The sequence below is a fragment of the Isoptericola sp. NPDC057391 genome, from assembly GCF_042668085.1.
In the GTDB taxonomy this organism is placed as follows: domain Bacteria; phylum Actinomycetota; class Actinomycetes; order Actinomycetales; family Cellulomonadaceae; genus Isoptericola.
Genome location: NZ_JBHVBO010000037.1, coordinates 1 through 25,548 on the forward strand (window position 1 = coordinate 1; position 25,548 = coordinate 25,548).

Below are 25,548 nucleotides of genomic sequence, written 5' to 3' on the forward strand. Positions count from 1 at the left end.
GGCGTACGTTGACCGCATGACGACGCACCCGTCCGCGCCGCAGCAACCGGGCAGCCTCGACGGGACGGCGGAGGCCACCGCGCTCGACGCGTTCCTCGCCGTGCGCCCGCAGCTGTTCGGCATCGCCTACCGGATGCTCGGCAGCGTGGCGGAGGCGGAGGACGTGGTGCAGGACGCGTGGCTCCGCTGGCAGGCGACGGACCGCGCCGCCGTGCGCAACCCGGCGGCGTTCCTCACCACGGTGACGACGCGGCTCGCGATCAATTCGGCGACGTCGGCCCGCGCGCGGCGCGAGACGTACGTCGGGCCGTGGCTGCCCGAGCCGGTGGACACGTCGCAGGACCCGGCGCTCGGCGCCGAGCGCGCGGAGGCGCTCGAGCTGGCGACGCTGCTGCTCATGGAGCGGCTCACCCCGGTGGAGCGCGCGGTGTACGTGCTGCGGGAGGCGTTCGGCTACCCGTACGCGCGGATCGCGGAGATCCTCGACCTCACCGAGGCGAACGCGCGGCAGCTCGCCCGGCGGTCGCGCGACCGGCTCAGCACGCGCGAGGCGGTGCCCGTCGACCCGGGCGAGCACCGGCGCCTGCTCGACGAGCTCGTGGCCGCCGCGCACGAAGGGGACCTGGCGCGCTTCGAGCGCTACCTGGCGGACGACGTCGTCGCGCGCCCCGACGGCGGCGGGCGGGTGCACGCGTCGCGCGTCGAGCTGGTGGGCGTGGCTCGGGTGTCGCTCTTCCTCGACAACGTGTGGCGCAAGTACTGGGACGCCGGCGCCGTCCGGCACGTCGAGGCGAACGGACTGCCCGCCGTCGTGGTCGACCTGGACGGTGCGCCGTTCGCGCTCCTCGCGCTCGACGTCGCCGCCGGGCGGGTCGAGCACGTGTACATCCAGGTCAACCCCGACAAGCTGGCAGGCTACGCCGCCGCGTCCTGACGCCCCTCGGCGTCGCCGGGCGCGCCGTCGTCCGGCGTGGTGACCGCGGCGAACGCGGCGCGCGGCGTCTGCACGGACGCGAGCGAGACGACGTCGCGCCCGAAGACCGCGGCCGTGAGCCAGACCGCGAGCACGCGGGCCTTGCGCTCCCACGTCGGGACGGCGAGCAGGTGGTACCCGCGGTGCATCAGCCACGCGAGGCGGCCGCGCACCACGACCCGGCCGGACTGGAAGACGCCGGACCCCAGCCCCAGCGTGGCGATCACGCCCAGGCTGCCGTGCACGTACGGGCGCGTGGGGCGCCCGTGCAGGCTCGCGACGAGGTTGCGCGCCAGGCGACGCCCCTGCCGCACGGCGTGCTGCGCGTTGGGGACCGCGAGCGCGCCGGGCCGTGCGACGGCGAGGTCCGGGACGGCGGCGCCGTCGCCCGCGGCCCACGCGTCGTCGACGGGCGCGTCGTCGGTGCCGACCCGCAGGTCGGGCCGCACGACGACGTACCCGCGGCGGTCCACCGGCAGGTCGGTGTGCGTCGCGACCACGGGGTTCGCCGCGTTGCCCGCCGTCCACACGAGCAGGCCCGACGCGAACGACTCCCCGGTCAAGAGGCGGACGACGCCGTCGGCCGCGGACTCCAGGCCCGTGCCGAGGTGCACGTGCGCGCCGCGACGCTCGAGCTGCTCGACGACCCAGCGGCCCGGGCGGTCCGTCACCTCCGGCAGGATCCGGTCGCTCAGCTCGACGAGGTGGAACCGCAGCTCGGCGGCGTCGATCTCGGGGTACCGGGGGAGCAGGTCGTGCGCGAGCGACAGCAGCTCGGCGAAGCCCTCGACGCCGGAGAACCCGCCGCCGACGAACGTCACGGTGAGCAGCCGTTCCCGCTCCGGCCCGCGCGGCAGGCTCGCCGCGCGGTCGAACGACGTCAGCAGCCGGTCGCGGATCGCGACCGCCTCCTCGACGTGCTTCATCCCGATCGCGTGCTCCGCGACGCCCGGCACCGGGAAGACGCGCGTCACCGCGCCCGCCGTCACCACCACCGTGTCGTAGGGCAGGCGGTACGGCTCGCCCGAGCGCGGCCGCACGACGACGACCCGGTCCGCGTGGTCCACGCGTACCACCGACCCGTCGACCAGCCGCGTGCGGCGCAGGTGGCCGCGGTGGGCCACCGCCGCGTGCCGCGCCTCGACCGACCCGGCCACCACCTCCGGCAGGAACGGCTGGTACGTCATGTACGGGCGCGGGTCGACGAGCACCAGCTCCACCTCGCCGCGCCGCAGCTCCCGCCGCAGGCCCTTCTCCAGCTCCCGGGCCGCCGTGAAGCCCGCGTAGCCGCCACCGACGATCACGATACGTCGCATCACTGCCTCCTGTGCCGCGCCCGTCGGGCGCTCTCACCACGTCGACCGCGCAGCGCGCCGCTCTGTGACGGTCGCGGGGTGTGACGTCGGAGACGTCGCCGTGGGGTCGTAGGGTTGCCGCATGGCCGCCATCCCCACCCCGTACGAGGACCTGCTGCGCGACGTGCTGGAGCACGGCACGCACAAGGAGGATCGCACCGGGACGGGCACACGCAGCGTGTTCGGCCGGCAGCTGCGGTACGACCTGCAGCAGGGCTTCCCGCTGATCACCACCAAGCGGGTGCACCTCAAGTCGGTCGCCTACGAGCTGCTGTGGTTCCTGCGCGGTGACTCCAACGTGCGCTGGCTGCAGGAGCACGGCGTGACGATCTGGGACGAGTGGGCCTCGCCCGAGGGCGAGCTGGGCCCGGTCTACGGCGTGCAGTGGCGCTCGTGGCCGACGCCGGACGGGCAGCACGTGGACCAGATCGCAGGCGTGATCGACCAGATCAAGGTCAACCCGGACTCGCGCCGCCTCGTCGTCAGCGCGTGGAACGTGGCCGAGCTGGCCGACATGGCGCTGCCGCCCTGCCACCTGCTGTTCCAGTTCTACGTGGCGGACGGGAAGCTGAGCTGCCAGCTCTACCAGCGCTCCGCCGACCTGTTCCTCGGCGTGCCGTTCAACATCGCCTCTTACGCGCTGCTCACGCACATGGTGGCCGCGCAGACCGGTCTCGAGGTGGGCGAGTTCGTCTGGACCGGCGGCGACTGCCACGTCTACGACAACCACGTCGAGCAGGTCCGTACCCAGCTGGAGCGGGACCCGTACCCCTACCCGACCCTCCGCCTCGCGCCGCGCGACTCGATCTTCGACTACGCGTACGAGGACATCGAGGTGCTCGGCTACCAGCACCACCCGGGCATCAAGGCCCCGGTCGCCGTCTGACCGGGACCGGGACGACGTGATCGGACTGATCTGGGCCCAGGCGCGCGACGCGGCGGGCCGGCCCGTCATCGGCGCCGCGGGCGAGATCCCGTGGCGCGTGCCGGAGGACTTCGCGCACTTCAAGGCCACGACGGCGGGGCACCCCGTCGTCATGGGGCGCCGCACCTGGGAGTCCCTGCCGCGCCGCCCGCTGCCCGGGCGCACCAACGTCGTCGTGACGCGGCAGCCGGGCTGGTCCGACGACGGCGCGGTCGTCGTGGGCTCGGTGGACGCGGCCCTGGCGCTCGCCGCCGCGGCCCCCGGCGGGGACGAGGTCTGGGTGATGGGCGGCGGCGAGGTCTACGCCGCCACGCTGGCGCTCGCGGACCGGCTCGTCGTCACCGAGATCGGCCTGGAGGTCGAGGGCGACGCGTTCGCCCCCGCCGTCGACGCCGCGACCTGGGGGATCGTCGACGACGGCGCGTGGGCGACGTCGTCCGGCCCGGGCGCCCTGCGCCACCGCGTGCGCACCTACGCGCGCGCCCTCGCGAGGTAGCACCAAGCCCGCCGAGGTAGTGCCCGCACTGTCGAGGTAGTACGAACCCTGCCGAGGTAGTACCAGCCCTCCGGGCCATCTGCCGAGCCCGAACTACCTCGCCACGCCCTCGACTACCTCGCCGAGCTCCGTACTACCTCGCCGAGACCGGCACTCCCTCGGCAGGTCCCGGACTCGTTCGCGGGGGCCAGATCACGATCTCGACACCGATCCGTGGAAGGCGCTTGCCGATTGCGGTACCCGTCCGGTACGTTTCCGAGAAACCGGTTACCGGCGCGTTTCACCAGGAGCGCGAACAGCTCGAGGAAGAGCAGAGGGGCACGCCAATGGTGGTTGTGATGATCGAGGGGAGCGCGCGATGAGCGCGGTCACCGCCGCGAGGACCGCGGCACCGACGACGCCGACGTCCGGCGGCGCCGCGCCGGCGCGCCCGCGCCGCAAGCGGGCGTCGGCCCTGTGGAAGCACAAGGCGCTCTACCTCATGGCCGTGCCGGGGATCTTGTACTTCCTCGTCTTCAAGTACGCGCCCATGGGCGGCCTGGTCATCGCGTTCCAGGACTACATGCCGTTCCTCGGCATCGGGGGCAGCCCGTGGGTCGGCTTCGACCACTTCGTGCGCTTCTTCACCGAGGACACGTTCATGGTGCTGCTGCGCAACACCGTGGTGATCTCGCTCCTGCTGCTGATCTTCTCGTTCCCGGTGCCGATCATCCTGGCGCTGCTGCTCAACGAGGTGCGCACCAAGGTCTTCCAGCGCAGCGTGCAGACGGTCATCTACCTGCCGCACTTCATGTCGTGGGTCATCGTCGCGTCGATCTTCTACGTGCTGCTCTCGACCGACGGCGGCGCGGTGAACAACCTCATCGTCGAGTGGGGCGGCCAGCCGATCCCGTTCCTCACCGACCCCGACTGGCTGCGGCCCCTGTACGTGGGGCAGGAGATCTGGAAGGGCGCCGGGTGGGGCACCATCGTGTACCTCGCCGCGATGACGGCGGTGGACACGCAGCTCTACGAGGCGGCGGAGCTCGACGGCGCGGGCCGCATGCGCCAGACCTGGCACATCACGCTGCCGGCCATCCGGCCCACCATCATCGTGATGTTCATCCTGGCCATCGGGGACTTCCTGGAGCTCGGCTTCGAGCACATGTTCCTGGTGATGAACTCGCTGAACCGCTCCGTGGGCGACATCTTCGACACGTACGTCTACACGACCGGTATCGAGAACGGGCAGCTCAGCTACGCCGCCGCGGTGGGCCTCTTCAAGGGTCTCGTCGGCCTGATCCTCGTGGTGATGGCCAACCGCCTCGCGAAGAAGTTCGGCGAGGAGGGCGTCTACTGATGTTCTCCTTCGAGGGCTTCGTCCGGATCAACACGTTCCTGACCGGCGTGTACCGGTTCGCCTACCTCAACGTGCTCTGGCTCGCGACCACGGTCCTCGGGCTCGGCCTGTTCGGCGCCGGCCCGGCGTCGTACGCCCTGGCGCGGTACGTGGACGGCTGGTTCCGCCGCGGCGAGACGCCGCCGGTCGCCCGGACGTTCGTCGCCGGCGTCCGCGAGCAGCCGTGGCGCGCCATGGTCGTCAGCTGGATCCTCGCGGGCGCGGGCGCCGTCATCGTCACCAACGTCTTTCGCGCCCCGAGCTGGACCGTGCAGGCGCTGAACGTCGTGGCGCTCGTCGTGCTCGCCGTCGCCGCCGCGTACGTGTACCCGGTCATGGTCGCGACCGACGTCGCGCCCGTCGGCCGGCAGCTCGCGAGCGCCCTGCTGATCGGCTTCGGCTCGCTGCACTGGACCATCCTCGGCACCACCGCCGTCGCCCTCACCGGCTGGCTGCTGTGGCAGTTCGCGTCGCCGTTGCTCGTGCTGTTCGGGGTGGGGATCCCCGCGTGCGCGATCGGCGTCGTCACCCGCATCGTCTTTCGTCCCCTGGCGCAGGTCCCGGAACAGCCGGACACCCACGCGCCGTACCGCAGTTCCATCGACGCGCCTGTGACGGAGCAGGTGGCATGAGACAGAGGAGTCGCACCATGAGGAGAGGCATGTTCGTCAAGGGCGCGGCGGCGGCAGCCGTCGCCGCGCTGGCCCTGACCGCCTGCGGCAACGGCGGGTCCGGCGACGAGGCCGAGGCCGACGACGGCCCCATCAGCTGGATGGCCATGCTCCACACGCCGACGACGCCGGAGAAGGACGGCGTCATCGAGTCGGCGCTCGAGGAGTACACGGGCCAGAAGTTCGACATGCAGTGGGTGCCGGACGCCTCGAAGGAGGAGAAGATCAACTCGGCGCTCGCCTCGGGGTCGCTCGCGGACATCGTGTCCCTCACCGTGACCGACAGCACCCAGGTGCGCCAGGCGCTCGGCTCCGGCCAGTTCTGGGACGTCGAGAAGTACCTCGCCGACTACCCGAACCTGTCGAAGATCGACCCCGACACGCTCGACGCCGCCAAGCTGGACGGCAAGCTCTACGGCGTCCCCTTCCAGAAGATCAAGGCCCGCTACGGCATCGTCGTGCGGCAGGACTGGCTCGACAACCTGGGTCTCGAGGCGCCGCACACGATCGAGGACCTGGAGAAGGTCGCCGTGGCGTTCACGAAGGACGACCCGGACGGCAACGGCAAGGACGACACGACCGGGTTCATCGACCGCGAGGAGAGCTTCCTCGTCGGGTTCCGGTCGCTGTCCGGGTACTTCGGCGCGGGTGACAAGTTCGAGGTCACCGACGACGGCCAGGTCGTCCCGGCGTTCACCACCGACGCCTTCAAGGAGGCGATGGAGTGGTACCGCGGCGTCTACGAGCAGGGCGCCGTGAACCAGGAGTTCGTCACCGTCCAGAAGCAGAACCAGCAGGACGCGATCGCGCGCGGCAAGGGCGGCATCGTCGTCACCGGCCTGTTCGAGGCCAAGAACTACATGGCCCTCGCCGAGAGCGCCGACCCGAAGACGCCGATGAAGTGGGCGCTGATCAACGACATGCACACCGCCGACGTGGAGCACCGCATCCTCACGGACACGGGCGGCGGCATGGGCGGCTGGCTCGCGTTCCCGAAGACCGAGGTGAAGTCCGAGGCCGAGCTCAAGAAGATCCTCACGTTCATCGACAAGCTGCTGGACGAGGAGGCGTACGCCCTCATGACCAACGGCGTCGAGGGCACGCACTACACGATCGACGGCGACGGCGTCGTGACGATCACCGACCAGACGGCGTGGGAGCAGGAGGTCCAGCCGTACTCGTCGTCCCGCCCCTCCGAGAAGGTCGTGACGTACAAGAGCAGCACGCCGTACGTCGACGAGGCGAACGAGAAGATGGCGGAGCAGGAGGACGACGTCGTCATCAACCCGGCGCAGTCGCTGTCGTCCGAGACGTTCGACCGGCAGTGGTCGGCGATCGAGGAGCAGGTCAACGACGCGTACAACCGGTACCTCACCGGGCAGATCGAGATGGCCGACTACGAGGCCGTCATCGAGGGGCTCCGCGGCCAGGGCCTCGACCAGATCATCGAGGAGTACACCGCCGCGTACGCCAAGGTGAACGGCTGACCACCCCCCCTGACGCTGCGAGCGGGCGTCCGTCCGACGCCCGCTCGCAGCACCCGCCCGCACGACGAGAGGCGACACGTGCACACCCTCGACGAGACCCTCGCCACGGCCACGCTCCAGGCGGCGATCGACGACGCCGCGGCCGCCGGCGGCGGCACCGTGGTGGTGCCCGCCGGCACGCACCGCACCGGGGCCCTGCGCCTGCGCTCCCACGTGGAGCTGCACCTCGAGGCGGGCGCGCTCCTGCAGTTCGTGCCCGACCCCGCGCTGTACCCGCCGGTCGACGCGCGCTGGGAGGGCGCCCCGGCCACGATCCACTCCCCGTGCCTGTACGCGGCGGGCGAGACGGACGTCGCGATCACCGGGTTCGGCACGATCGACGGCGGCGGCGCCCCGTGGTGGGACACCTTCCGCCACGACCGCGCGTCGCTCGCCCACCCGCGGCCCACGCTCGTGGGCCTGCACGACTGCACGCGGGTCACGGTGCGCGACGTGCGGCTGACCAACTCCCCGAGCTGGACGGTGCACCCGCTGCGCTGCGACGGCGTCACCGTCACCAACGTCGTCATCGTCAACCCGCCGGACTCGCCCAACACGGACGGGATCGACCCCGAGTCGTGCCGCAACGTGCGGATCAGCGACTGCCACATCGACGTCGGCGACGACTGCGTGGTCCTCAAGGCGGGCACCGAGCGGGACCCGGACCGCATCCCGTGCGAGAACGTCGCCATCACCAACTGCACGATGGTGCACGGCCACGGCGGCGTCGTCATCGGGTCCGAGATGAGCGGAGGCGTGCGCGACGTCGTCATCAGCAACTGCGTCTTCGAGGGCACCGACCGTGGCATCCGCATCAAGTCGCGGCGCGGGCGCGGCGGGGTGGTGGAGGACGTCCGCGTGACGAACGTCGTCATGCGCGGCGTGATGACCCCGTTCGTCATCAACCCCTTCTACTTCTGCGGCCCGGACGGCAAGGAGCCCCACGTCGCGGACCGCGCGCCGCACCCGGTGGGCGACACGACGCCGGTGTTCCGCCGCATCCACCTGGCGCACATCACCGCGCGCGACGTGCACGCCGCCGCCGGTCACCTCTACGGCCTGCCCGAGCAGCCGCTGACCGACGTCACGCTCGACGACGTCACGATCTCCTACGCCGCCGACGCCGTGCCCGACGTCCCCGCGATGGCCGACGGCGTGCCCGCGATGCGGCGCGCCGGCCTCCACCTGGGCTTCGTCGCCGACTCCGACCTATCGCGCGTGCGCATCGAGGGCTGCGAGGGGCCGGGCGTCGTCGTCGAGGAGAGCCCGACGCTGCGGCTGTCGGAGGTGAGGGTCGATGGCGAGCGTCTCGATGCGTGAGCCCGTGCGCGCCGACGCGGCGCCGACCGGGCCCACGATCCGGCGCACGGCCGAGACCTGGGTGGCGGTCGCCGGCATGGTGGCGTCGGCGGTGTTCCTCGGTGGGTTCGCGCTGGTGATGAACCGGACGGACGAGCAGACGTTCCTCGACGCGGTGTACCCCGCGATGACGGACGCGGGCATGCGGCTCGAGCCCGCGGGCGCCTACGACGCCGCCCGGACGCTCGCCGCGTGGTTCGGCCTGACGCTCGTCGTCGTGCTGCTCGTCGCCGCGGCCGGGATCTACGTCGCCCACCGCCGTCCCGCCCGCCGGTCGACCGGCTGGTGGTTCCTCGGGGCGGGGCTCGTGTGCCTCCTCGGCAGCCAGCTCGTCCTGTACCCCATCGCCTTCCTCTTCTTCGTCGCCGCCGGCCTGTTCGCCGTGCGGCCGACCGACCCGCCCGCCGGCCCCTCCGCCGCGCGGGCCCCCGACCACACGTCCGAGACCGGGAGCACCTCATGAGCAAGACCCTCGCAGCGCCGCGAGCCGCCACCCGTGAGCGCAGCCGCATCCATCGGCCCACCACCGGGATGCGCGTGTTCCGGGTGGTGAACGTGATCGTGCTGAGCGCCTTCGCGTTGATCTGCGTGCTGCCGTTCATCAACGTGCTGGGCAGCTCGCTGGCGACGCCCGGCGAGCTCGCGACCCGCCCGTTCGTGCTCATCCCGCAGACGTTCACGCTCGACGCGTACCGCTACATCCTGTCGACGTCGACGATCTTCCGGGCGATGGGCGTCTCGGTGTTCGTCACCGTGGTGGGCACCTTCGTCAGCCTGCTGCTGACGTCGCTGATGGCGTACGCGCTGTCGAAGCGGTACCTCCGGGGCCGCCGCGTCATCAACTTCCTCGTGGTGTTCACGATGCTGTTCAGCGGCGGCATGATCCCCACGTTCATCGTCGTGAACAGCCTCGGGCTCATCGACTCGCTGTGGTCGCTGATCCTCCCGGTGGCGATCAACGCGTTCAACTTCGTCATCATGCGCAGCTTCTTCCAGGGCATCCCGGACAGCCTGGAGGAGGCCGCCCGCATCGACGGCTGCTCCGACCTGGGCGTGTTCCTGCGCATCGTGCTGCCGCTGTCGCTCGCGTCGATCGCGACCATCGGCCTCTTCTACGCCGTCTACTACTGGAACACGTACCAGAACGCGATCCTCTACATCAACGACTCCACGAAGTGGCCGATCCAGGTGCTGCTGCGCCAGATCGTCATCGTCGCGAGCGGCATGAACGCCGACGAGAGCGCGGTGGACGTCGTCCCGCCGGCGCAGTCGGTGAAGATGGCCGTCATCTTCGTCGCGACGCTGCCGATGCTGATCGTCTACCCGTTCGTCCAGAGGTTCTTCGTCAAGGGCGCGCTGATCGGCTCGGTCAAGGGCTGACCTCTCGCACGCGTCAGCGGGCGTAGGCGGCGTGGAACGTCCAGCGGGGGTCGAGCGTCTCGCCGAACCCCTGCGACTGGACGGCGAGGGTGCCGTCGTCGGCCAGGGCCAGACGGAGCCGCAGCGTGGCCAGCTCGTCGCCGTGGGTGCCCGCGCGCACGTCGAGGGTGCCGGGGGCGGACCAGCCGGCGGTGACCACCGCCGGCTCGGCGGCGATCCGGGTCGTCAGCGGGCCGCCGGTGTCGAACGCGACCGACCAGCCGTCGGACGACGCGAGCGCGCCGCCGTCGCCCTCGACGGTGACCTGGAGGTCCGCCGGACCCGTGCCCCGGGTGCGGCTCGCCCAGGTGCCGGCCAGCGGGCGGGCGTGCGCGGCGTCGTGCCGCGGCGCGGGCCAGTCGAGCGTCGTGACGGCGGCTCCCGGCGCGGCGGCGTCCCCGCCCGCCCGCGCCAGCTCGCGCGCGGGCTCGACGAGGTGGGCGAGAACGAGGTCGAGCAGCTTCTGGTCCCCGCTCGCCGCGGCCTGGGAGTCGGCCGTGACGACCACCGTCACCCGTAGCTCGGGGTCGCCGTAGACGATCTGACCGCCCAGGCCGAACATCAGCCACCCGCCGGCGGGCGGCAGCCACAGCTGGTACCCGTAGCCCGCGCGGAACGGCCCGCCCCACGTCTGCGTGGCGGGGTGCGACCGGGTCGCCGTCGCCGCCGCGAGGTAGTCCGCCGGGAGCAGCCGCGCGCCGTCGTGCACGCCGCCGTCGTCGAGCAGCCGGGCCAGCCGGGCGAGGTCGTCCGGGGTGCAGATCAGGCCGGAGCCGCCGTGGCTGAAGCCGTCCGGGCCGGGCAGGAAGCGCAGGCCGGGGGAGACGCCGAGAGGGTCGAGCACGCGCGGGCGCAGGTAGTCGGCGAGGGTGCCGCCCGTGGTCCGCTCCACGAGCGCGGCCAGCGTGTACGACGCGCTGGTGTCGTAGGTGAACAGGGTGCCCGGCGGGTGGGTGGGCTCGACGCGGAAGTACGACTCCAGCCAGCCGCCCTCGCGCACCTTGTACGTCGTCGAGCGGTGCGGGCCGACCATCGCGAGCATGTGCCCCAGCGTGGTGGCCTCGAGCCAGGGGTGCGCGGGGTGGCCCGTGACGAGGTCGGGGAAGTGCCGCAGGACCGGGTCGTCGAGGGAGAGCCGACCCTCGGCGGCGAGCAGGCCGACGGCCAGGCCGGTGACGGTCTTCGACACCGAGTACATGCGCTGCGGGACGTCGTGGCCGCGCGTCGCGGCCGCGGCGGCGAGCAGCCGCTCGTCGCCGACGCGCACGTCGACCGTGTGCACGGCGACGTCGAGCTCGTGGGCGCGCGCGACGACGGTCGCGAGGCCCGCCGCGAGGTCCGGGTGGGCAGCACCGGTCGTCGTGGCGGCGGCGGGAGCGGCGGCTCGGGGCGCGGTCACCGGGTCAGACCAGGTCGCGGACCGCGGCGTACTGCTCGCGGACCACCGGCCGCGGGTCGGCGTCCAGGGTGGTGGCGACGGTCGTCGACCACCCCGGTGCGGCGGCGTCGGGCGAGGCTGCGGCCGCGAGGACCCAGGCGGCCTGGCGCGCGGCGCCGTCGGCCACGTACTCGCCCGGCTCGGGCACGCCGATCGCGAGCCCGAAGACCTGCGTGGCCACCTGCTGCACCGCGGGGGACTGGGCGGCGCCCCCGATGAGCATGACGCGCTCGATCGGCACGCCCTGGGCGCGCAGCGCGTCGAGCCCGTCCGCCAGGCCGCAGAGCATGCCCTCCACGTACGCGCGGGCGAGGTGCTCGCGCGTGGACGTCGCCAGGCGGATGCCGTGCAGCGTGCCGGTGGCGTCGGGCCGGTTGGGGGTGCGCTCGCCCTCGAGGTAGGGCACGAGGACGAGGCCGTCGGCGCCGGGCGGGGCGGCGAGCGCGAGGTCCGCGAGCTCGTGCACGTCGACGCCGAGCACCGCGCGGGCCGCGTCGAGCACGCGGGCGGCGTTGAGCGTGACGGCGAGCATGAGGGCGTTGCCCGTGGCGTCGGCGAAGCCGTTGATGGCGCCGGACCCGTCGGCGGTGCGGGTCGGCGCGACGGCGGACACGACGCCGGACGTGCCGATCGAGATCGCGATGTCGCCGGGCGTCATCCCGAGCGCAAGAGCCGCGGCCGCGTTGTCCCCGGCGCCGGGGCCGAGGAGCGCGCCGCCCTCGACGTCGGCCCCGGCCACCGACGCGTGCGCGACCCCGCCGGACTCCGCCGGGCCGAGCACGCGGGGGAGGGCGACGTCGTCGCGCCCGAGGGCGAGCTTCAGCAGGTCGGGGCGGTACGCGCCGGCGCCACCCTCCGCCTCGGCGTCGTAGTAGCCGGTGCCTGACGCGTCGGAGCGGTCGGTGCACAGCGCGTCGAGCCGCGGGCCGAGCGGCGACTCGCCCTCCGGGCCGTAGCCGGCGATGCGCCAGCTCAGCCAGTCGTGGGGGAGCGCGACGGCGGCCACGCGGGCGGCGTTCTCGGGCTCGGCGTCGCGCAGCCAACGCAGCTTGGTGACGGTCAGGGACGCGACGAGCACGGAGCCGACGGCGTCGGCCCAGGCCTGCGCGCCGGCCTCGCGGTCGCCGTCGCCGAGCTCGCGGACCAGGTCCTCGGCGGCAGGCGCGGACCGGGTGTCGTTCCACAGGATGGCGTCGCGGACCACGCGGCCCTCGGCGTCGAGCGCGACGAGCCCGTGCTGCTGGCCCCCCACCGCGACAGCGGCGACGTCGTCGAGGCCGCCGGCCTCCTGCGAGGCGGCGAGGAACGCGTCCCACCAGTACTGCGGGTCGATCGACGTGCCGTCGGGGTGCTTCGCGGTGCCGGAGCGCACCAGGGCGCCGGTCTCGGCGTCGCGCACGACGATCTTGCAGGACTGCGTGGACGTGTCCACGCCGGCGACGAGGGGCATCGTTGCTTCCTTCTCGGGTCGTTCAGTGTTGTGGGTGGGATCGTGGCCCTGATTCGACACGAATCAGGGCCACGATCCCACCCACAACGACGGGGGTGGTCAGCCGATGAGGTGGCGCAGCGCGAGCTGGTGCAGTCGCACGAGACCGTAGTCGCGCTCGGCGACCGCGTCGACGTCGACGTCCTCGTAGGCGGACCGGTCGGCGAGGAACGCGTCGAACGACTCGCCCTCGGCCAGGGTGGGCTCGCCCAGCTCGAAGATGCCGGCGTGCTCGAACGCCTTCTGTACCTCGGCGTCGGCGCGGTACGCCTTCGACTTGGCGGCGAGCATGTCGTAGGTCTCCATGTTCGCCTTGGCCGACTCCCAGACGCCGTCGAGGAACTCGGTGCGGCTGGGCTTGTAGTCGAAGTGGCGCGGGCCCTCGTAGCGCGGGCCGCCGTTGGGGAAGCCGTTCTCGAGCATGTCGACCGTGAAGAACGCGCTCAGCAGGTCGCCGTGGCCGAAGACCAGGTCCTGGTCGTACTTCGGGCCGTGCTGGCCGTTGAGGTCGATGTGGAACAGCTTGCCCGCGTACAGCGCCAGCGCGAGGCCGTGCGTGTAGTTGAGGCCCGCCATCTGCTCGTGGCCGGTCTCCGGGTTGAGGCCCACGATGTCGCCGTTGTCGAGCGTGTCGATGAGGGCGATGGCGTGGCCGATGCTCGGCAGGAAGATGTCGCCGCGCGGCTCGTTGGGCTTGGGCTCCAGCGCGATGCGCAGGTCGTAGCCCTTCTCCTTGATGTAGGCGGCGACGGTGTCGATGCCCTCGGCGTAGCGGGCGTGCGCGGCGTGCAGGTCCTTGGAGTTGTCGTACTCCGTGCCCTCGCGGCCGCCCCACATGACGAACGTCGAGGCGCCCATCTCGGCGGCGAGGTCGACGTTGGTCAGCACCTTGCGCAGGCCGTAGCGGCGCACGGTGCGGTTGTTCGAGGTGAACGCGCCGTCCTTGAAGATCGGGTGCGTGAAGGTGTTGGTCGTGACCATCTCGCAGACGAGGCCGGTCTCCTCGGAGGCCTTCTTCACCGCGTCGATGTGCTTCTGGCGCTCGGTACCCTCCGCGCCGAACGGGAAGACGTCGTTGTCGTGGAAGGTGAAGCCCCACGCGCCGAGGTCGGCGAGCTTGCGGATCGACTCGGCCGGGTCCAGCTCGGGGCGGGTCGCGGTGCCGAACGGGTCGTTGGCCGGCCAGCCGACGGTCCACAGGCCGAACGAGTACTTGATGTCGCTCACGGATCTCTCCTCGTCGAGTTTTGTTGTACGGCTGAACTATTGCGCGTCGCTGGGCTAGAGTCAACACGTGCCAGCCACCTCGACGACGACGCCCGCAGCGGCGCCCCGCGTGCCCGACGGCGGGGCCGCGTCGCGCCAGCACACCCTCCGCGAGCGGAACCTGCGCCTCGTCGCTGCGGCCGTGTTCGAGGCCTCCGCACCACCGTCGCGCGCCGACGTCGCCGCCGCCACCGGCCTCACCCGGGCCACCGTCTCGACCCTCGTCGACCGGCTCGTCGCCGGGGGCCTGGTCGCCGAGCTGCCGCCCGTCGCGGCGCAGAAGGCCGGGCGCCCCGCCGTCCCGCTCGTGCCCGCCGGGCGCTCCGTCGTCGGGCTCGGGCTCGAGGTGAACGTCGACTACCTCGGCGCACGCGCCCTCGACCTGGTGGGTGACGTCGTCGCCGAGCGGGTCGTCACCGGCTCCCTGCACGACTCCGACCCCCGCGAGGTGCTCGCCCGGCTGCGGGACCTCGCCGCCGAGGTGATCGCGGAGGTCGAGGCCGGGAGCATGCGCGTCGCCGGGGCGCGGCTCGCGCTGCCCGGGCTCGTCGACGTGCGCGGCGGGCGGCTGGAGGTGGCACCGAACCTGGGATGGTCGTCCGTCGAGCCCGTGCCGGAGCTCGACCTGCGCACCGGCGACGCCGCCGCGCTCGACGTCGAGGTGGCGAACGAGGCCAAGCTCGCCGCCCTCGCCGAGCTGGCCGGTGACGTCCCGTCGTCCTTCCTCTACGTCTCCGGCGACGTCGGCGTCGGCGCGGGCATCGTCGTCGACCGGCACCTGTTCCTGGGGGAGCGGGGCTGGAACGGCGAGATCGGGCACGTCGTCGTCGACCCCGCCGGCCCGCGGTGCTCGTGCGGAGCCACCGGCTGCCTCGAGCAGTACGCCGGCAAGGAGGTGCTGCTGCGCGGCGCCAGCCTGCCGTCCTCGGCGCCCGTGCACGCGATCGTCGACCAGCTGCGCGCCGGCGACGACGCCGCCCTCGACACCGTCCGCCGCGCCGGCCGGGCGCTCGGCGCCGCGCTGGGGACGTTCGTCAACCTCGTCGACGTCTCCACCATCGTGCTCGGCGGCGCCTACGCCGAGCTGTTCGGCTGGGTGGGGCACGTCGTCGAAGGGGTCGTGGAGGAGCGCGCCCTCGCCGCGCCCTTCGCGCCGGTGGATGTCCGACCTGCCGCCGCCGGCCCGCACGCCGCCCTCACCGGCGGTGCGCGCGAGGTGCTGAGGTCGGTGGTCGCGGACCCGGCACGCTGGGTGTGATTCCGGCTGACCGTCGAGGGGCCGCTAGGCTTGTGCGCTAGTCGGGGCCTCGGGTCCGGACTCGGTCGCCGCCGGTGGCCGCGCCTGCGTAGCTCAGTGGATAGAGCAACCGCCTCCTAAGCGGTAGGTCGCGCGTTCGAGTCGCGCCGCGGGCACCCTGCTTGGGGAACATGGGTGAGCGCCCTATCCCGTGTCAGTGGTGCACGGCATCGTTCCCTCCCGTGGCCCGGTTCACGACGTTCCGTTTCTGTCTCGACCCGACGGTCGCGCAGGTCGGCGCGCTCGAGAGGCATGTGGGTGCCTCGAGGTTTGCCTACAACCAGTGCTTGCGGATGGTTTTCGACGCTCGCAGGGCCAAGGAGTCCGGCGTGTCGGTCAAGGTGCCGCGCACCGGGTACGACCTCATCAACGGCTTCAACCGATGGAAGACGTCGGAGGCCGCCGGGCGGGTCTTCGCCGTCGACGGTGAAGGCGTCGCCTCCGTGGGGGCGACGGGCCTGCACTGGCGCCACGAGGTGTTCCAGCAGGTGTTCGAGGAGGCGGCGGTCGACCTCGGGCGCGGCCTCGCGGCCTGGTCTGAGTCGCGGCGGGGCGATCGAGCCGGGGCGCCGGTCGCGCACCCACGCTTCAAGAAGAAGGGGACGGCGCGGCCGTCGTTCCGCCTCCGGAACCAGTTCCCCAGGAGTGGGAAGCCGGCGATCCGCGTCGGTGACGGCCGCCCGAGATCCGTACGAGTCCCGGGGATCGGGGTGCTCAGCGTTCGCGAGGACACGCGCCGGCTCAGGCGCATGATCGTCAAGGGCCGGGCACGGATCCTCTTCGCCACCGTCAGCCGGGGGCGTGGCCGGTGGTGGATCTCGCTGAACGTCGAGGCGGCCGACCTGCACCCAGCGCGTCGGCACGTCGAGGCGCATGCCTCCACGCCGTGGGTCGGCGTCGACCTCGGGCTTTCGTCGCTAGCGGTCGCGGCGCGGAGCGACGGTACGGAGGTCGACCGCATCGACGAGTGGCCGCGCACGCTTGCGGTCACCGCACGGCGTCAACGGCGCCTGCACCGTGCCGTGACCCGCAAGAAGCGGGGCTCCCAGAACCGTCGCGAGGCGGCGGATCGCCTCGGCCGCTACTACTTCCGGACGGCGGAGATCCGTCGTCGGTACGCACATGAGGTATCGAACCGGCTGGTCAAGAACCACGCCCGGCTGGTCATCGAGCGCCTCGACGTGGGCGGGATGCTCGCACGCAACCCGAACCTCGCCAAGGCGATCCACGACGTCGGCTGGGGACTCGTCCGGCGGCAGATCGCCTACAAGCTGGAGTGGCGCGGCGGGGAGCTTGCGGTCGCCGACCGCTGGTTCCCGTCCACGAAGACCTGCTCCGGCTGCGGGGCGGTGCGGGAGATGGGCGGTGTCGCCCTGCGGACATACGTCTGTCGCTCCTGCGGCCTGATGATCGATCGTGACCTCAATGCCGCGATCAACCTCGCCGTCTGGGCCGAGCTGCACCACGGTGCGGACGCCCGGACCCGGGACCTTCACGCAGAGGGCCCGGTCGACAACGCCCACCGATGGGAACGCTCTGGCCGCCGCCTCCGCGACGGTGAAACGAGCCCAGGAGACGTGGGAACCGACGCCTGGACCTTGCAGGTCTGAGCGAAGGACGCCCGAGGAGGGCGGTTCCAGTTGGTCTCGTGAGCTGCGAGGTCGCGGACGCTGGGACGCTGCAAAGAGGGGGTCGGCGGCTCCTAGGGTGAAGTTGCCCGCGACGGGAGTGCCCCGTGATGCCCCGTTCGGAGCCCTGGGCTACGGTCCGGGAAAGTGCGTCGACAGCAATGGAGCTGGCGTCATGACCGAGGAACAGCCCTGGCACGAAGCCCGACTGATCCCGACATCGGGTATCAACGGCGCCGAGGAGCAGGAACGGCGGGCGACGTCCGCACTGCTCGCGGTGATGGTCGCGGTGCGTGAGTTCGGACGTGCCCTGACGAAGCCTCTCGGCGCGCCCGCCGGGACCGTCGAAGCCTTCATCGAGGTGCCGTTCATGCACGGCGAGCGCCGTCTGTACCCCGACGGCCTGGTGCGGGTGCGACGGGGGCAGAAGTCATGGACCGCGCTGATCGAGGTCAAGACCGGGCGCAACGAACTCGCTCGCGAGCAGATCGAGAACTACCTGGACATCGCACGCCAGCAGGGGTTCGACGCGGTCGTCACGATCTCGAATGAGATCCCGCCGATGGTCGGCCAGCATCCGACAAAGGTCGACAAGAGGCGCCTACGGAAGGTCGAGCTCCACCACCTGTCGTGGACCAAGGTGCTGGCGGAGGCGGTGATGCAGAAGGAGTTCCGAGGCGTCGCTGACCCTGACCAGGCGTGGATCCTCGGCGAGCTCGTCCGCTACCTCGAGCACCCGCGGTCGGGAGCGCTGGAGTTCGACGATATGGGTGAGAGCTGGGTCGCGGTCCGTGACGCGGTGCGCGCCGGCACTCTGCGCGCGAACGACAAGGGCGTGGAGAGCGTGGTGGCGCGGTTCGACGCCTTGCTGCGCTTCGCAAGCCTGGAGCTGGGCCGTACGCTCGGTGCCGAGGTCGCCCCGGTGGTGTCACGCAAGGAGCAGGCAGACCCCGGGGCGCGGACGCAGTGGCTCGTGGCCTCTTTGGTGGGTGACGGCGTGCTGAGCGGTGCCATCCGCATCCCCGACACCGTCGGCAACCTGACGGTGACGGCGGACCTGCGTGCCCGCACGATCACCTGCCACGTGGACGTGGACGCGCCACGCGAGGGTCGTCCCGCCACGCGGGTGCGATGGCTGGTGCGGCAGCTCAAGTCAGCACCGGATGGTGTGCGGGTGGAGGCTTTTGCGGCGCACGCGAGGGGATCTGGCGCGGCCGAGCTGCTCCGCGACGTGCGCGACGACCCGGGGCGCCTCGTCGTCGACCCCAAGAAGGACCTGCGTTCGTTCCGGGTGGCGATGACGGCGCCCATGGGGGCCAAGCGGGGTCGCGGTCAGGGCGGGTTCATCGACTCCGTCCTCGACCTCGTCGACGCCTTCTACGCCGAGGTGATGCAGTACCTCAAGGCGTGGTCGGCGACGCCGCCCAAGGTCAGGCCCGTGCCCGACGATGACGCCGAAGCCCGCGCCGGTGAACCTCTCGTGTCGACGTCGCTCTCGTCCCAGGACGGCGTCGAGCACGACTGACGGTCAGTACTCCGGAAGGAGTTCTACGCTGACGTCGTCACCTCCCCTGACGCCGAACCGCGCCTGGACTCAGCCGACCCGGCGGAGCAGTTCGCCGCCTACCTCGACCACTACCGCGCGGTGGTGGAACGGAAGCTGGACGGACTGACCGACGCTCAGCTGCGCACCAGCCTGCTGCCGTCGGGCTGGTCGCCGCTGGAGCTGCTCACGCACCTGGTGCACATGGAGCGGCGCTGGTTCGTCTGGGGGTTCCTGGGCGAGCAGGTCGCGCACCCCTGGGGCGACAACGTCGACGACGCCCCGGAGAGCCCCTGGCACGTGCCCGACGGCGTGGCACGCGAGGAGCTGGTCGCCGCGCTGCACGCGGGCGGCGAGCGGACCCGCGACATCCTGGCGGGTCACGACCTCGCCGAGCGGGCCGCGCCCGGCGGCCGGTTCACCGCGGACGACGGCACGCCGCCCACCCTCCTGTGGATCTGCTTCCACGTGCTCCAGGAGTACGCCCGGCACGCGGGGCACCTCGACATCGTGCGGGAGCTGGCGGACGGCGAGACGGGGGAGTAGTCAGTCCGCCTGCGCGTGCGCGATGTGCGCGAGCTGGCGCCAGACGAGCACGAGGGTGAGGCCGGCGCCGACGAAGCCGAACCACATGGGGGCGGTGAGGCCCCAGTGCTCGGCGAGCACACCGCCGATCGCGTTGCCCACGACGATGCCGCCGAACACGCACATCATGTAGACCGACCCGACGCGGCCCTGGAAGCGGGTGGGCGTGGCGCGCTGCCGCACGGTGTTGGACACGGTGCCCCACACGAACGAGTAGGCGCCGAAGACGAACAGGATCGCCATCGCGGCCCAGCCGGTGGTCGCGAGGGCGAGGGCGAGGTGGAACAGCACCTCGAGCGTCAGGCACACCTTCATCAGGGCGGAGAGCGACCACCGCCGCTCGAGCGAGCCGTAGGAGAACGTGCCGATCAGCCCGCCGACGGCGGCGGCCGTGGTGAGCAGGCCGTATCCGACGGGCCCCATGTGCAGGTAGTCGAGGGAGTACTTCACGAGGATCCCCCACGGCGCGGCCCACGTGGCGTTGAAGACGAGGATCACCAGCGCGAGGGTGCGCACGGGAGGGTTGGTCCAGATCCAGCGCAGGCCCTCGGCGATGTCGTGGCGCACCTTGCGGGGCGTCGCGGGGTCGGCGTCCTCGGCCGGGGGGACCGGGGTCAGCACGACCTTGCTCACGAGCAGGACGGCGAGCAGGACCGTGAGCACCTGGGCCGCGAACGGCCACGCCGCCCCGGCGGCGAACAGCGCGGCGCCGAGCGGCGGGCCGACGAGCTGGTTCGCGGTGAGGAACCCGGCCTGCAGGCGCGAGTTGCCGATGCCGAGGTCGGCGGGTCGCACCAGCATGGGCAGCAGGGTCTGGGAGGTGGTGTCGGCGAACACCTCGGCCACGCCCATGAGCAGCATCGCCGCGAGGACGACGCCGATGTTCACGTGCCCGGTCACGATCACCACGCAGAGCGCGGCGACGACGACGGCACGCAGCAGGTTGGCGACGATGACGAGCCGGCGCCGGTCGAGACGGTCGGCGAGGACGCCGGCCCACAGGCCGAACACGAGCCAGGGGAGGCGCTGCAGCATCGCCGCGAGCGCGACGAGCATCGCGGAGCTCGTCTGGGACGCGACCAGGAGCGGCCCCGCGGCGAGGGCGACGCCGTCGCCGATGTTGCTCACCCACGACGCCGACATCAACCATCGGAACCCGGTGCCCATGCGGGCGGGCGCCACCGCCTCGACCACTCGTCTCACGGGCGACCAGCCTAGGTGCCCGGGGCAGGCGACCGTCCTCTGATATTCCTCAGACGGCTTGCGAGGTTCGCCCCCGTGCCTTATTGACGACGTCACGCCTGAGCGGCACACTCTCGGTGACGGCGCGCATCGCCCGCCCCCTGCGCGGTGCGCGCTGTCCCTTGCCGGGCCGAGCCCGGCCCGACGCCCCTTCGGACCCCCCGCCGAGGGGGCGTCAACGCGCTCTGCTGCTCCGCGCCCCCTCACCGATCCCCCGGAAGCGCGTGCTCCGGCGGGTTCCTCGGCGCGCCGACACCGGCCCGGGGGCCGCCCGTTCTACCGTGCTGGCGTGAGAGCCGCCCGACGATCCACCGCCACGACCGCGGTCGACCCCTCAGCCGGGGCACCCGCCGCGCCGGACCCGTCCCTGCGGACGGGCGCGGACGGCGGCCCGGCGGCGGGAGCCGACACCCCCGACGACACCTCTGCCGCGCGCGACGCCGGCGCCAGCCAGTCGGCGCGTCCGCCGGGGACGTCCGGCGCGGACGGCCGCCGCGAGAGCGCGTCGTCCGCCGCGGCGTCGTCCGTCGAGGCCGCGACGCGCCGCTGGCGCGCGTCCCTCGTGGAGATGGTGGGCGGCTCGTCGCTGTCGGACGTCGGCCTGCTCGGCGAGGCGATCGTCGACCTCTCGAAGGCGCACCCGAACGGTGTCGCCGGGCTGTTCGCCGGCCGTCCCACCCGTCTGTCCAACCTGGTCCGCGAGGGCGAGGCGCTGCCCGCGGCGCGACGTCGCGCGCGGGCGGTGGCGGCCCGCGCGGCGGAGCACGCGTCCCGGTACGGCGTCGCGCCCACCTACCTCGCGATCGGCGTCGCCACCTGGACGGAGCACGACGACGGGCCCGAGGTCCCGTTCGGCGGCGGCGGGCCGCAGCGGCACGACGTCGCGGCGCTCGCGCGCGTGGCGTCGTCGGGCACGGCCGCCGCCGGTGCGGACGGCGCGGACGGCGACCCGGCGGACGACGCCGAGCACACCACCGGGAACGGCGTCGGCACCGGCGCCGAGCCGGGCGCGGAGCCCGCGACCGACCGGGACGGCGCCGCGACCGGGGGCACCGACGGCCGCACGGCCCCGGAGGACCAGGACGCCGAGGGGCCTGCGCTCACGACGTCGATCCCCGTCGTGTCGATGGCCGCCCGCGAGCCGGCCGCCGCGCCGCGGGCGACGCCGTCGGACCCCGACGGCCCGGCGCCCGCCGGTCGCGTGGTGCACGCACCCGTCGTGCTGCGGCCCGTGACGCTCACCCCGCGCGGGGACGGCGGCGCCGACTACGACCTCACGCTGGAGCCGACGGTCGAGATCAACCCCGTGGTGGCGCGCACGCTCCGTGCGCACGGGGCGTTGCTCGACCCGGCGGCGCTGGCCAAGGCGACCTTCACGCTCGCGGGTTTCGACCCGACGGACGTGCTGGCCCGCGTGGCGGCGCTGGGCGAGGCCGTGCTGGACGACTTCCAGCTGGACCGCCGCGTGCTCGTCGGCACGTTCGTGCACCCGGGGCAGGCGCTGGTGGACGACCTCGACCAGCTCGCGCCGTCGCTGCACCGGCACGAGGTGGTGGCGGCGCTCGCCGGCGTGGACGACGCGGCGCAGCGGCTGTCCGCTCTCGAGCTCCCCGCCCCGCGCCGCGGGGACGCGGACCCGACGCGCGAGCGCGGCGTCGGCGACCTCGACCCGCAGCAGCGCTCCGTGCTGGACGCGCTGGCCACCGGCGGCCACCTGTTCGTCGACGCGCCCGTCGGCTCCGACGTCGCGGGCACGCTCGCCGCCGTCGTCGGGGAGGCGACCGCCGCGGGCCGCTCCGTGCTCTACGTGACGGGCCACCGGCGCGCCGCGGACCGGCTCGCGCTGCGGCTCGAGTCCCTCGGTCTGGAGAGCCTGCTGCTCGACGTGCCGCCCCACCCGACGTGGCGCGAGGACGTGACCCGCCGGCTGCTGTCCGCGATGGCGAGCGAGCCCGAGCAGGTCGACGTGGACGGCGCCGCGCGCGTCCGCGACGCGTTGATCGGCACCCGCTCCCAGCTCACCGGCTACATCGAGGCGCTGCACCAGCCGCGCTCGCCCTGGCAGGTGTCCGCGTACGACGCGCTGCAGGCGCTCGCGCGCCTCACCGCCGAGCGGCCCGCGCCGTCCACCACGGTGCGGCTCGCCTCGGAGTCGGTGCTCGCGCTCACGCCGGAGCGGCGCCGCGAGATCGCCGCCGGCCTGGAGCGGGCCGCCGCGCTGGGCGCGTTCACCCTGCGACCGGCGTCGACGCCCTGGTACGGGGCGCACCTGCTCACCGACGACGACGCGCGCCAGGCGCTGGTGCGCGTGGAGCGGCTGCGCGACGTCACCCTGCCCCAGCTGCGCCGCCAGCTCGCGTACACGGGCGAGGTCACCGGTCTGACGTCGCCGACGACGGTGCGCGGCTGGGGCGAGCAGCTCGCGATGCTCGGCGGCATGCGCAGCACGCTCGACCTGTTCCACCCGATGGTCTTCGAGCGGACGGCGGCCGACCTCGTGCAGGCCACCGCGACGCGGCGCTGGCGGGCCGAGCACGGCATCGAGATGGGCTGGTTCGCGCGCCGCCGGCTGCGCAAGCGCGCCAAGGACATGGTGCGGCCCGGCGTGCGGGTGCCGAACCTGCACGAGGCGCTGGTGCAGGTGCAGGAGCAGCGCGACGTCTGGGCCGAGCACGCGCAGCGCGGCGGCTGGCCGACGCTCCCCGAGGGCCTCGCGTCCATCGAGGACACCTACGAGGCCGTGCGCATCGACCTCGAGGCGCTCGAGCCGGTGCTGGCGCCGACCACCCTGGGCGGCCACCTCCTGGACCTCGACCTGGACGGCCTCGCAGAGCGCCTGAAGCGGCTCGCCGGCGACGCAGACGCCCTGACCGTGCTGCCCGAGCGCACCAGCCTGCTGCGCGCGGCGCGCACCGCGGGCGTCGGTGACCTCGTGGACGACCTCACCGACCGACGCGTGCCGGGAGACCTCGTCGCTGCGGAGCTCGAGCTCGCCTGGTGGTCGTCGGTCTTCGAGCAGCTGCTCGCCGCCGACCCGGTGCTCGCCGGGCAGGACGGCGTCGGGCTCGACGCGCTCGCCCGCCGGTTCCGCGAGCTCGACCGCGAGCACCTCGCCGCGCTGTCCCAGCCGGTGCGCGTGGCCGCGCGGGCGCACCTCGGGTCCGCGATGCGGGAGGACCGGGACTCCGCGGAGGCGCTGTTCACCGAGCTCATCGAGGGCCGGCTGACGACGCTGCGCGACCTCGCGGAGCGGCACGGCGACATCCTGCGCCGCCTCCGCCCCGCGCTGGTCGCGACCCCCACCCTGGTGCCGCACCTGCTGCCGGAGCACCGCACCGCCGACGTCGTGATCCTCGACGCCGTGCAGCACGTGCCCACCGAGGTCGTGGTGCCCGCCCTCGCGCGCGGGCGGCAGGTGGTCGTGGTGGGTGACCCGCGGTCGGCGTCCGGCTCCAGCGTGCACGAGCTGTCCGCGCTGCTGCCCACGGTGACGCTGCAGCCGCACGAGCACAGCCGCGACCCGGAGCTGACGCGCCTGCTCGCCGCGCACGGGTACGAGGGGCTGCTGCGGCCCGCGCCCCTGCCGCGCGCCGAGTCGCTGGTGCACCTCGACGTCGTGGAGGGCACCGGCATGCCGGACCCGGTCTCGGGCAGCGTCGAGAGCACGCAGGCCGAGGTGGACCGCGTCGTCGAGGTGTCGATCGAGCACGCCCTGACCCGCCCCGAGGAGACGTTCGCGATCGTCACGGTGACGGCCGCGCACGCCGACCGGGTGCGCGAGGCGCTCCTGGCCGAGGTGCGGGCGAACCCCGCGCTCGCGCCGTTCTTCTCGGGCTCGCGGCCCGAGCCGGTCGTCGTCGCGGACATCACCGGCGTGGCGGGGCTGTCGCGCGACACGGTGCTGCTGTCCGTCGGGTTCGGCCGGACGCCGCACGGCCGCGTGCTGCACCGCTTCGGCGTCCTCGGCGAGGCCGGGGGAGAGGCCATGCTGGTCGGTGCGCTGGGCGCCACGCGCAAGCGCCTGCACGTCGTGTCCTGCTTCACCGCCGACGCGCTCGACCCCGAGCGGCTGCGCAGCGCCGGCCCGCGCCTGCTCGTCGAGACCCTGGAGCTCGCCGAGCGCCGGTCCGGCGTCGCCGACCAGGTGCGTCTCGGCAACGGCGTCGACGTCGGTCGTGCGCCGGACCGCCTGCTCGTCGACCTCGGCGAGCGGCTGTGGAAGCTCGGCTACCTCGTCGAGACCGACTACGGCGCCCCGGACGGCGACCGCATCCCGCTGGTCGTGGGGCACCCCGACCTGCCGGGCGAGCTGCTCGTCGCCGTGCTCACCGACGACGCCGCGTACGTGGCGGAGCCGTCCGTGCGCGTGCGCGACCGGCAGCTCGCGGAACGGCTGGAGCGCCTGGGGTGGGTCGTCACGCAGGTCTGGTCCGCCGCCGCGTTCCTCGACCCCGACGGCGAGGCCGACCGGGTGCGACGGCTCGTGCAGCGCGTGCGCGACGAGCGGATCGGCACCGCCGGCGGCGTGGTCCCCCCGAGGGAGGTCGTCGTCCCGGTGCTCCCGGACGAGCCGCCCGTCGACCTCGGCGTCGCGCCCGACGGCGTCCACGTCGCCGCCGACCTCGCCGAGGAGGACGCCGCGACGGAGGTGCCGGACGACGGCGGCGAGGCGTCGCGCGACGAGGTCGCGGAGGGCCAGGCGGCATCGGCAGAGACCGCCGCCGAGACCGACGTGGCGGAGGCCGACGCGAGCGGCGGCGACGGGGCGCCCGAGGAGGACGCCGCGGGTCGCGACGGCACGCGCGTCGACCCCGCGGCGACGGCGGAGGACGCGACCGCGGTCACCGATGCCGACGGCGAGTCGCGGCCCGACGCCTGACCGGCCGACACCCGGAGACGAACACGAGCCCGGCGGTGCCCGCGGTGCGCCGCCGGGCTCGCGGGCGCCCCGCCCCGCG

The 25,548-nt window shown here is 73.3% G+C and carries 19 protein-coding genes and 1 tRNA gene; 15 read left to right on the plus strand and 5 right to left on the minus strand.

The window, feature by feature from the left end; translation table 11 throughout:
• Nucleotides 1–16 precede the first annotated feature (16 nt).
• Entirely contained in the window at nt 17–934 is a 918-nt protein-coding gene (locus ACFUVW_RS07525; protein ID WP_430570707.1) for an RNA polymerase sigma-70 factor, read from the plus strand.
• Here the strand turns inward: ACFUVW_RS07525 and ACFUVW_RS07530 are convergent.
• Nucleotides 916–2,289, minus strand: a complete 1,374-nt coding sequence (locus tag ACFUVW_RS07530) for an NAD(P)/FAD-dependent oxidoreductase (RefSeq protein ID WP_430570708.1) — start codon at nt 2,287–2,289, stop codon at nt 916–918. The genes ACFUVW_RS07525 and ACFUVW_RS07530 overlap by 19 nt on opposite strands.
• 121 nt (nt 2,290–2,410) lie before the next feature.
• On the opposite strand from ACFUVW_RS07530, the gene ACFUVW_RS07535 reads away from it, so the two are divergent.
• The 8 genes from ACFUVW_RS07535 (at nt 2,411) to ACFUVW_RS07570 (ending at nt 10,063) form a co-directional block, all read left to right on the plus strand.
• Nucleotides 2,411–3,214, plus strand: coding sequence for a thymidylate synthase (locus ACFUVW_RS07535; protein ID WP_430570709.1), 804 nt, complete (start codon nt 2,411–2,413; stop codon nt 3,212–3,214).
• A 16-nt stretch (nt 3,215–3,230) separates the two neighbouring features.
• The gene (locus tag ACFUVW_RS07540; RefSeq protein ID WP_430570710.1) at nt 3,231–3,749 is read left to right on the plus strand and encodes a dihydrofolate reductase; all 519 of its coding nucleotides are present in this window, start codon (nt 3,231–3,233) and stop codon (nt 3,747–3,749) included.
• A gap of 358 nt (nt 3,750–4,107) precedes the next feature.
• Complete coding sequence (locus ACFUVW_RS07545) at nt 4,108–5,088, plus strand: ABC transporter permease (protein WP_430570711.1); 981 nt, start codon at nt 4,108–4,110, stop codon at nt 5,086–5,088.
• Complete coding sequence (locus tag ACFUVW_RS07550; protein WP_430570712.1) at nt 5,088–5,759, plus strand: YesL family protein; 672 nt, start codon at nt 5,088–5,090, stop codon at nt 5,757–5,759. Before ACFUVW_RS07545 ends, ACFUVW_RS07550 begins: the two co-directional genes overlap by 1 nt.
• A 17-nt stretch (nt 5,760–5,776) precedes the next feature.
• Entirely contained in the window at nt 5,777–7,285 is a 1,509-nt protein-coding gene (locus ACFUVW_RS07555) for an extracellular solute-binding protein (protein ID WP_430570713.1), read from the plus strand.
• A gap of 78 nt (nt 7,286–7,363) precedes the next feature.
• Nucleotides 7,364–8,644, plus strand: coding sequence for a glycoside hydrolase family 28 protein (locus ACFUVW_RS07560; RefSeq protein ID WP_430570714.1), 1,281 nt, complete (start codon nt 7,364–7,366; stop codon nt 8,642–8,644).
• Nucleotides 8,622–9,146 (plus strand): hypothetical protein, encoded by a 525-nt coding sequence (locus ACFUVW_RS07565; protein ID WP_430570715.1) that lies wholly within the window; start codon nt 8,622–8,624, stop codon nt 9,144–9,146. The genes ACFUVW_RS07560 and ACFUVW_RS07565 overlap by 23 nt, the downstream gene beginning before the upstream one ends.
• Nucleotides 9,143–10,063: a carbohydrate ABC transporter permease gene (locus ACFUVW_RS07570; RefSeq protein ID WP_430570716.1), complete on the plus strand. Its 921-nt coding sequence runs from the start codon at nt 9,143–9,145 to the stop codon at nt 10,061–10,063. Before ACFUVW_RS07565 ends, ACFUVW_RS07570 begins: the two co-directional genes overlap by 4 nt.
• A gap of 13 nt (nt 10,064–10,076) precedes the next feature.
• Here ACFUVW_RS07570 and ACFUVW_RS07575 read toward each other — a convergent pair whose 3' ends face one another.
• From ACFUVW_RS07575 to xylA, 3 genes are all read right to left on the minus strand, one after another.
• On the minus strand, nt 10,077–11,501 hold the full coding sequence (locus tag ACFUVW_RS07575; RefSeq protein ID WP_430570717.1) for a serine hydrolase domain-containing protein: 1,425 nt from the start codon (nt 11,499–11,501) through the stop codon (nt 10,077–10,079).
• Nucleotides 11,502–11,505: 4 nt separating this feature from the next.
• Entirely contained in the window at nt 11,506–12,990 is a 1,485-nt protein-coding gene (locus tag ACFUVW_RS07580; RefSeq protein ID WP_430570718.1) for an FGGY family carbohydrate kinase, read from the minus strand.
• 99 nt (nt 12,991–13,089) lie between these two features.
• Nucleotides 13,090–14,256, minus strand: coding sequence for a xylose isomerase (gene xylA / locus ACFUVW_RS07585; RefSeq protein ID WP_430570719.1), 1,167 nt, complete (start codon nt 14,254–14,256; stop codon nt 13,090–13,092).
• A 67-nt stretch (nt 14,257–14,323) separates the two neighbouring features.
• Here xylA and ACFUVW_RS07590 point away from each other — a divergent pair, with 67 nt between their 5' ends.
• The 5 genes from ACFUVW_RS07590 (at nt 14,324) to ACFUVW_RS07610 (ending at nt 19,309) form a co-directional block, all read left to right on the plus strand.
• Complete coding sequence (locus tag ACFUVW_RS07590) at nt 14,324–15,553, plus strand: ROK family protein (protein WP_430570720.1); 1,230 nt, start codon at nt 14,324–14,326, stop codon at nt 15,551–15,553.
• Nucleotides 15,554–15,635: 82 nt separating this feature from the next.
• A tRNA-Arg gene (locus ACFUVW_RS07595) sits at nt 15,636–15,708 on the plus strand.
• 66 nt (nt 15,709–15,774) lie between these two features.
• Nucleotides 15,775–17,202: an RNA-guided endonuclease TnpB family protein gene (locus tag ACFUVW_RS07600; RefSeq protein WP_430570721.1), complete on the plus strand. Its 1,428-nt coding sequence runs from the start codon at nt 15,775–15,777 to the stop codon at nt 17,200–17,202.
• A gap of 193 nt (nt 17,203–17,395) precedes the next feature.
• The gene (locus ACFUVW_RS07605; protein WP_430570722.1) at nt 17,396–18,745 is read left to right on the plus strand and encodes a hypothetical protein; all 1,350 of its coding nucleotides are present in this window, start codon (nt 17,396–17,398) and stop codon (nt 18,743–18,745) included.
• A gap of 63 nt (nt 18,746–18,808) precedes the next feature.
• Nucleotides 18,809–19,309, plus strand: coding sequence for a DinB family protein (locus tag ACFUVW_RS07610; protein ID WP_430570725.1), 501 nt, complete (start codon nt 18,809–18,811; stop codon nt 19,307–19,309).
• On the opposite strand, the gene ACFUVW_RS07615 is transcribed toward ACFUVW_RS07610, so the two are convergent.
• Nucleotides 19,310–20,551 carry an MFS transporter gene (locus ACFUVW_RS07615; protein WP_430570723.1) on the minus strand — a complete coding sequence of 414 codons (1,242 nt, stop codon included), beginning with the start codon at nt 20,549–20,551 and terminating at the stop codon, nt 19,310–19,312. It lies immediately after the preceding gene.
• A gap of 328 nt (nt 20,552–20,879) precedes the next feature.
• On the opposite strand from ACFUVW_RS07615, the gene ACFUVW_RS07620 reads away from it, so the two are divergent.
• The gene (locus tag ACFUVW_RS07620; protein ID WP_430570724.1) at nt 20,880–25,469 is read left to right on the plus strand and encodes a hypothetical protein; all 4,590 of its coding nucleotides are present in this window, start codon (nt 20,880–20,882) and stop codon (nt 25,467–25,469) included.
• The last annotated feature ends 79 nt before the right edge of the window (nt 25,470–25,548 follow it).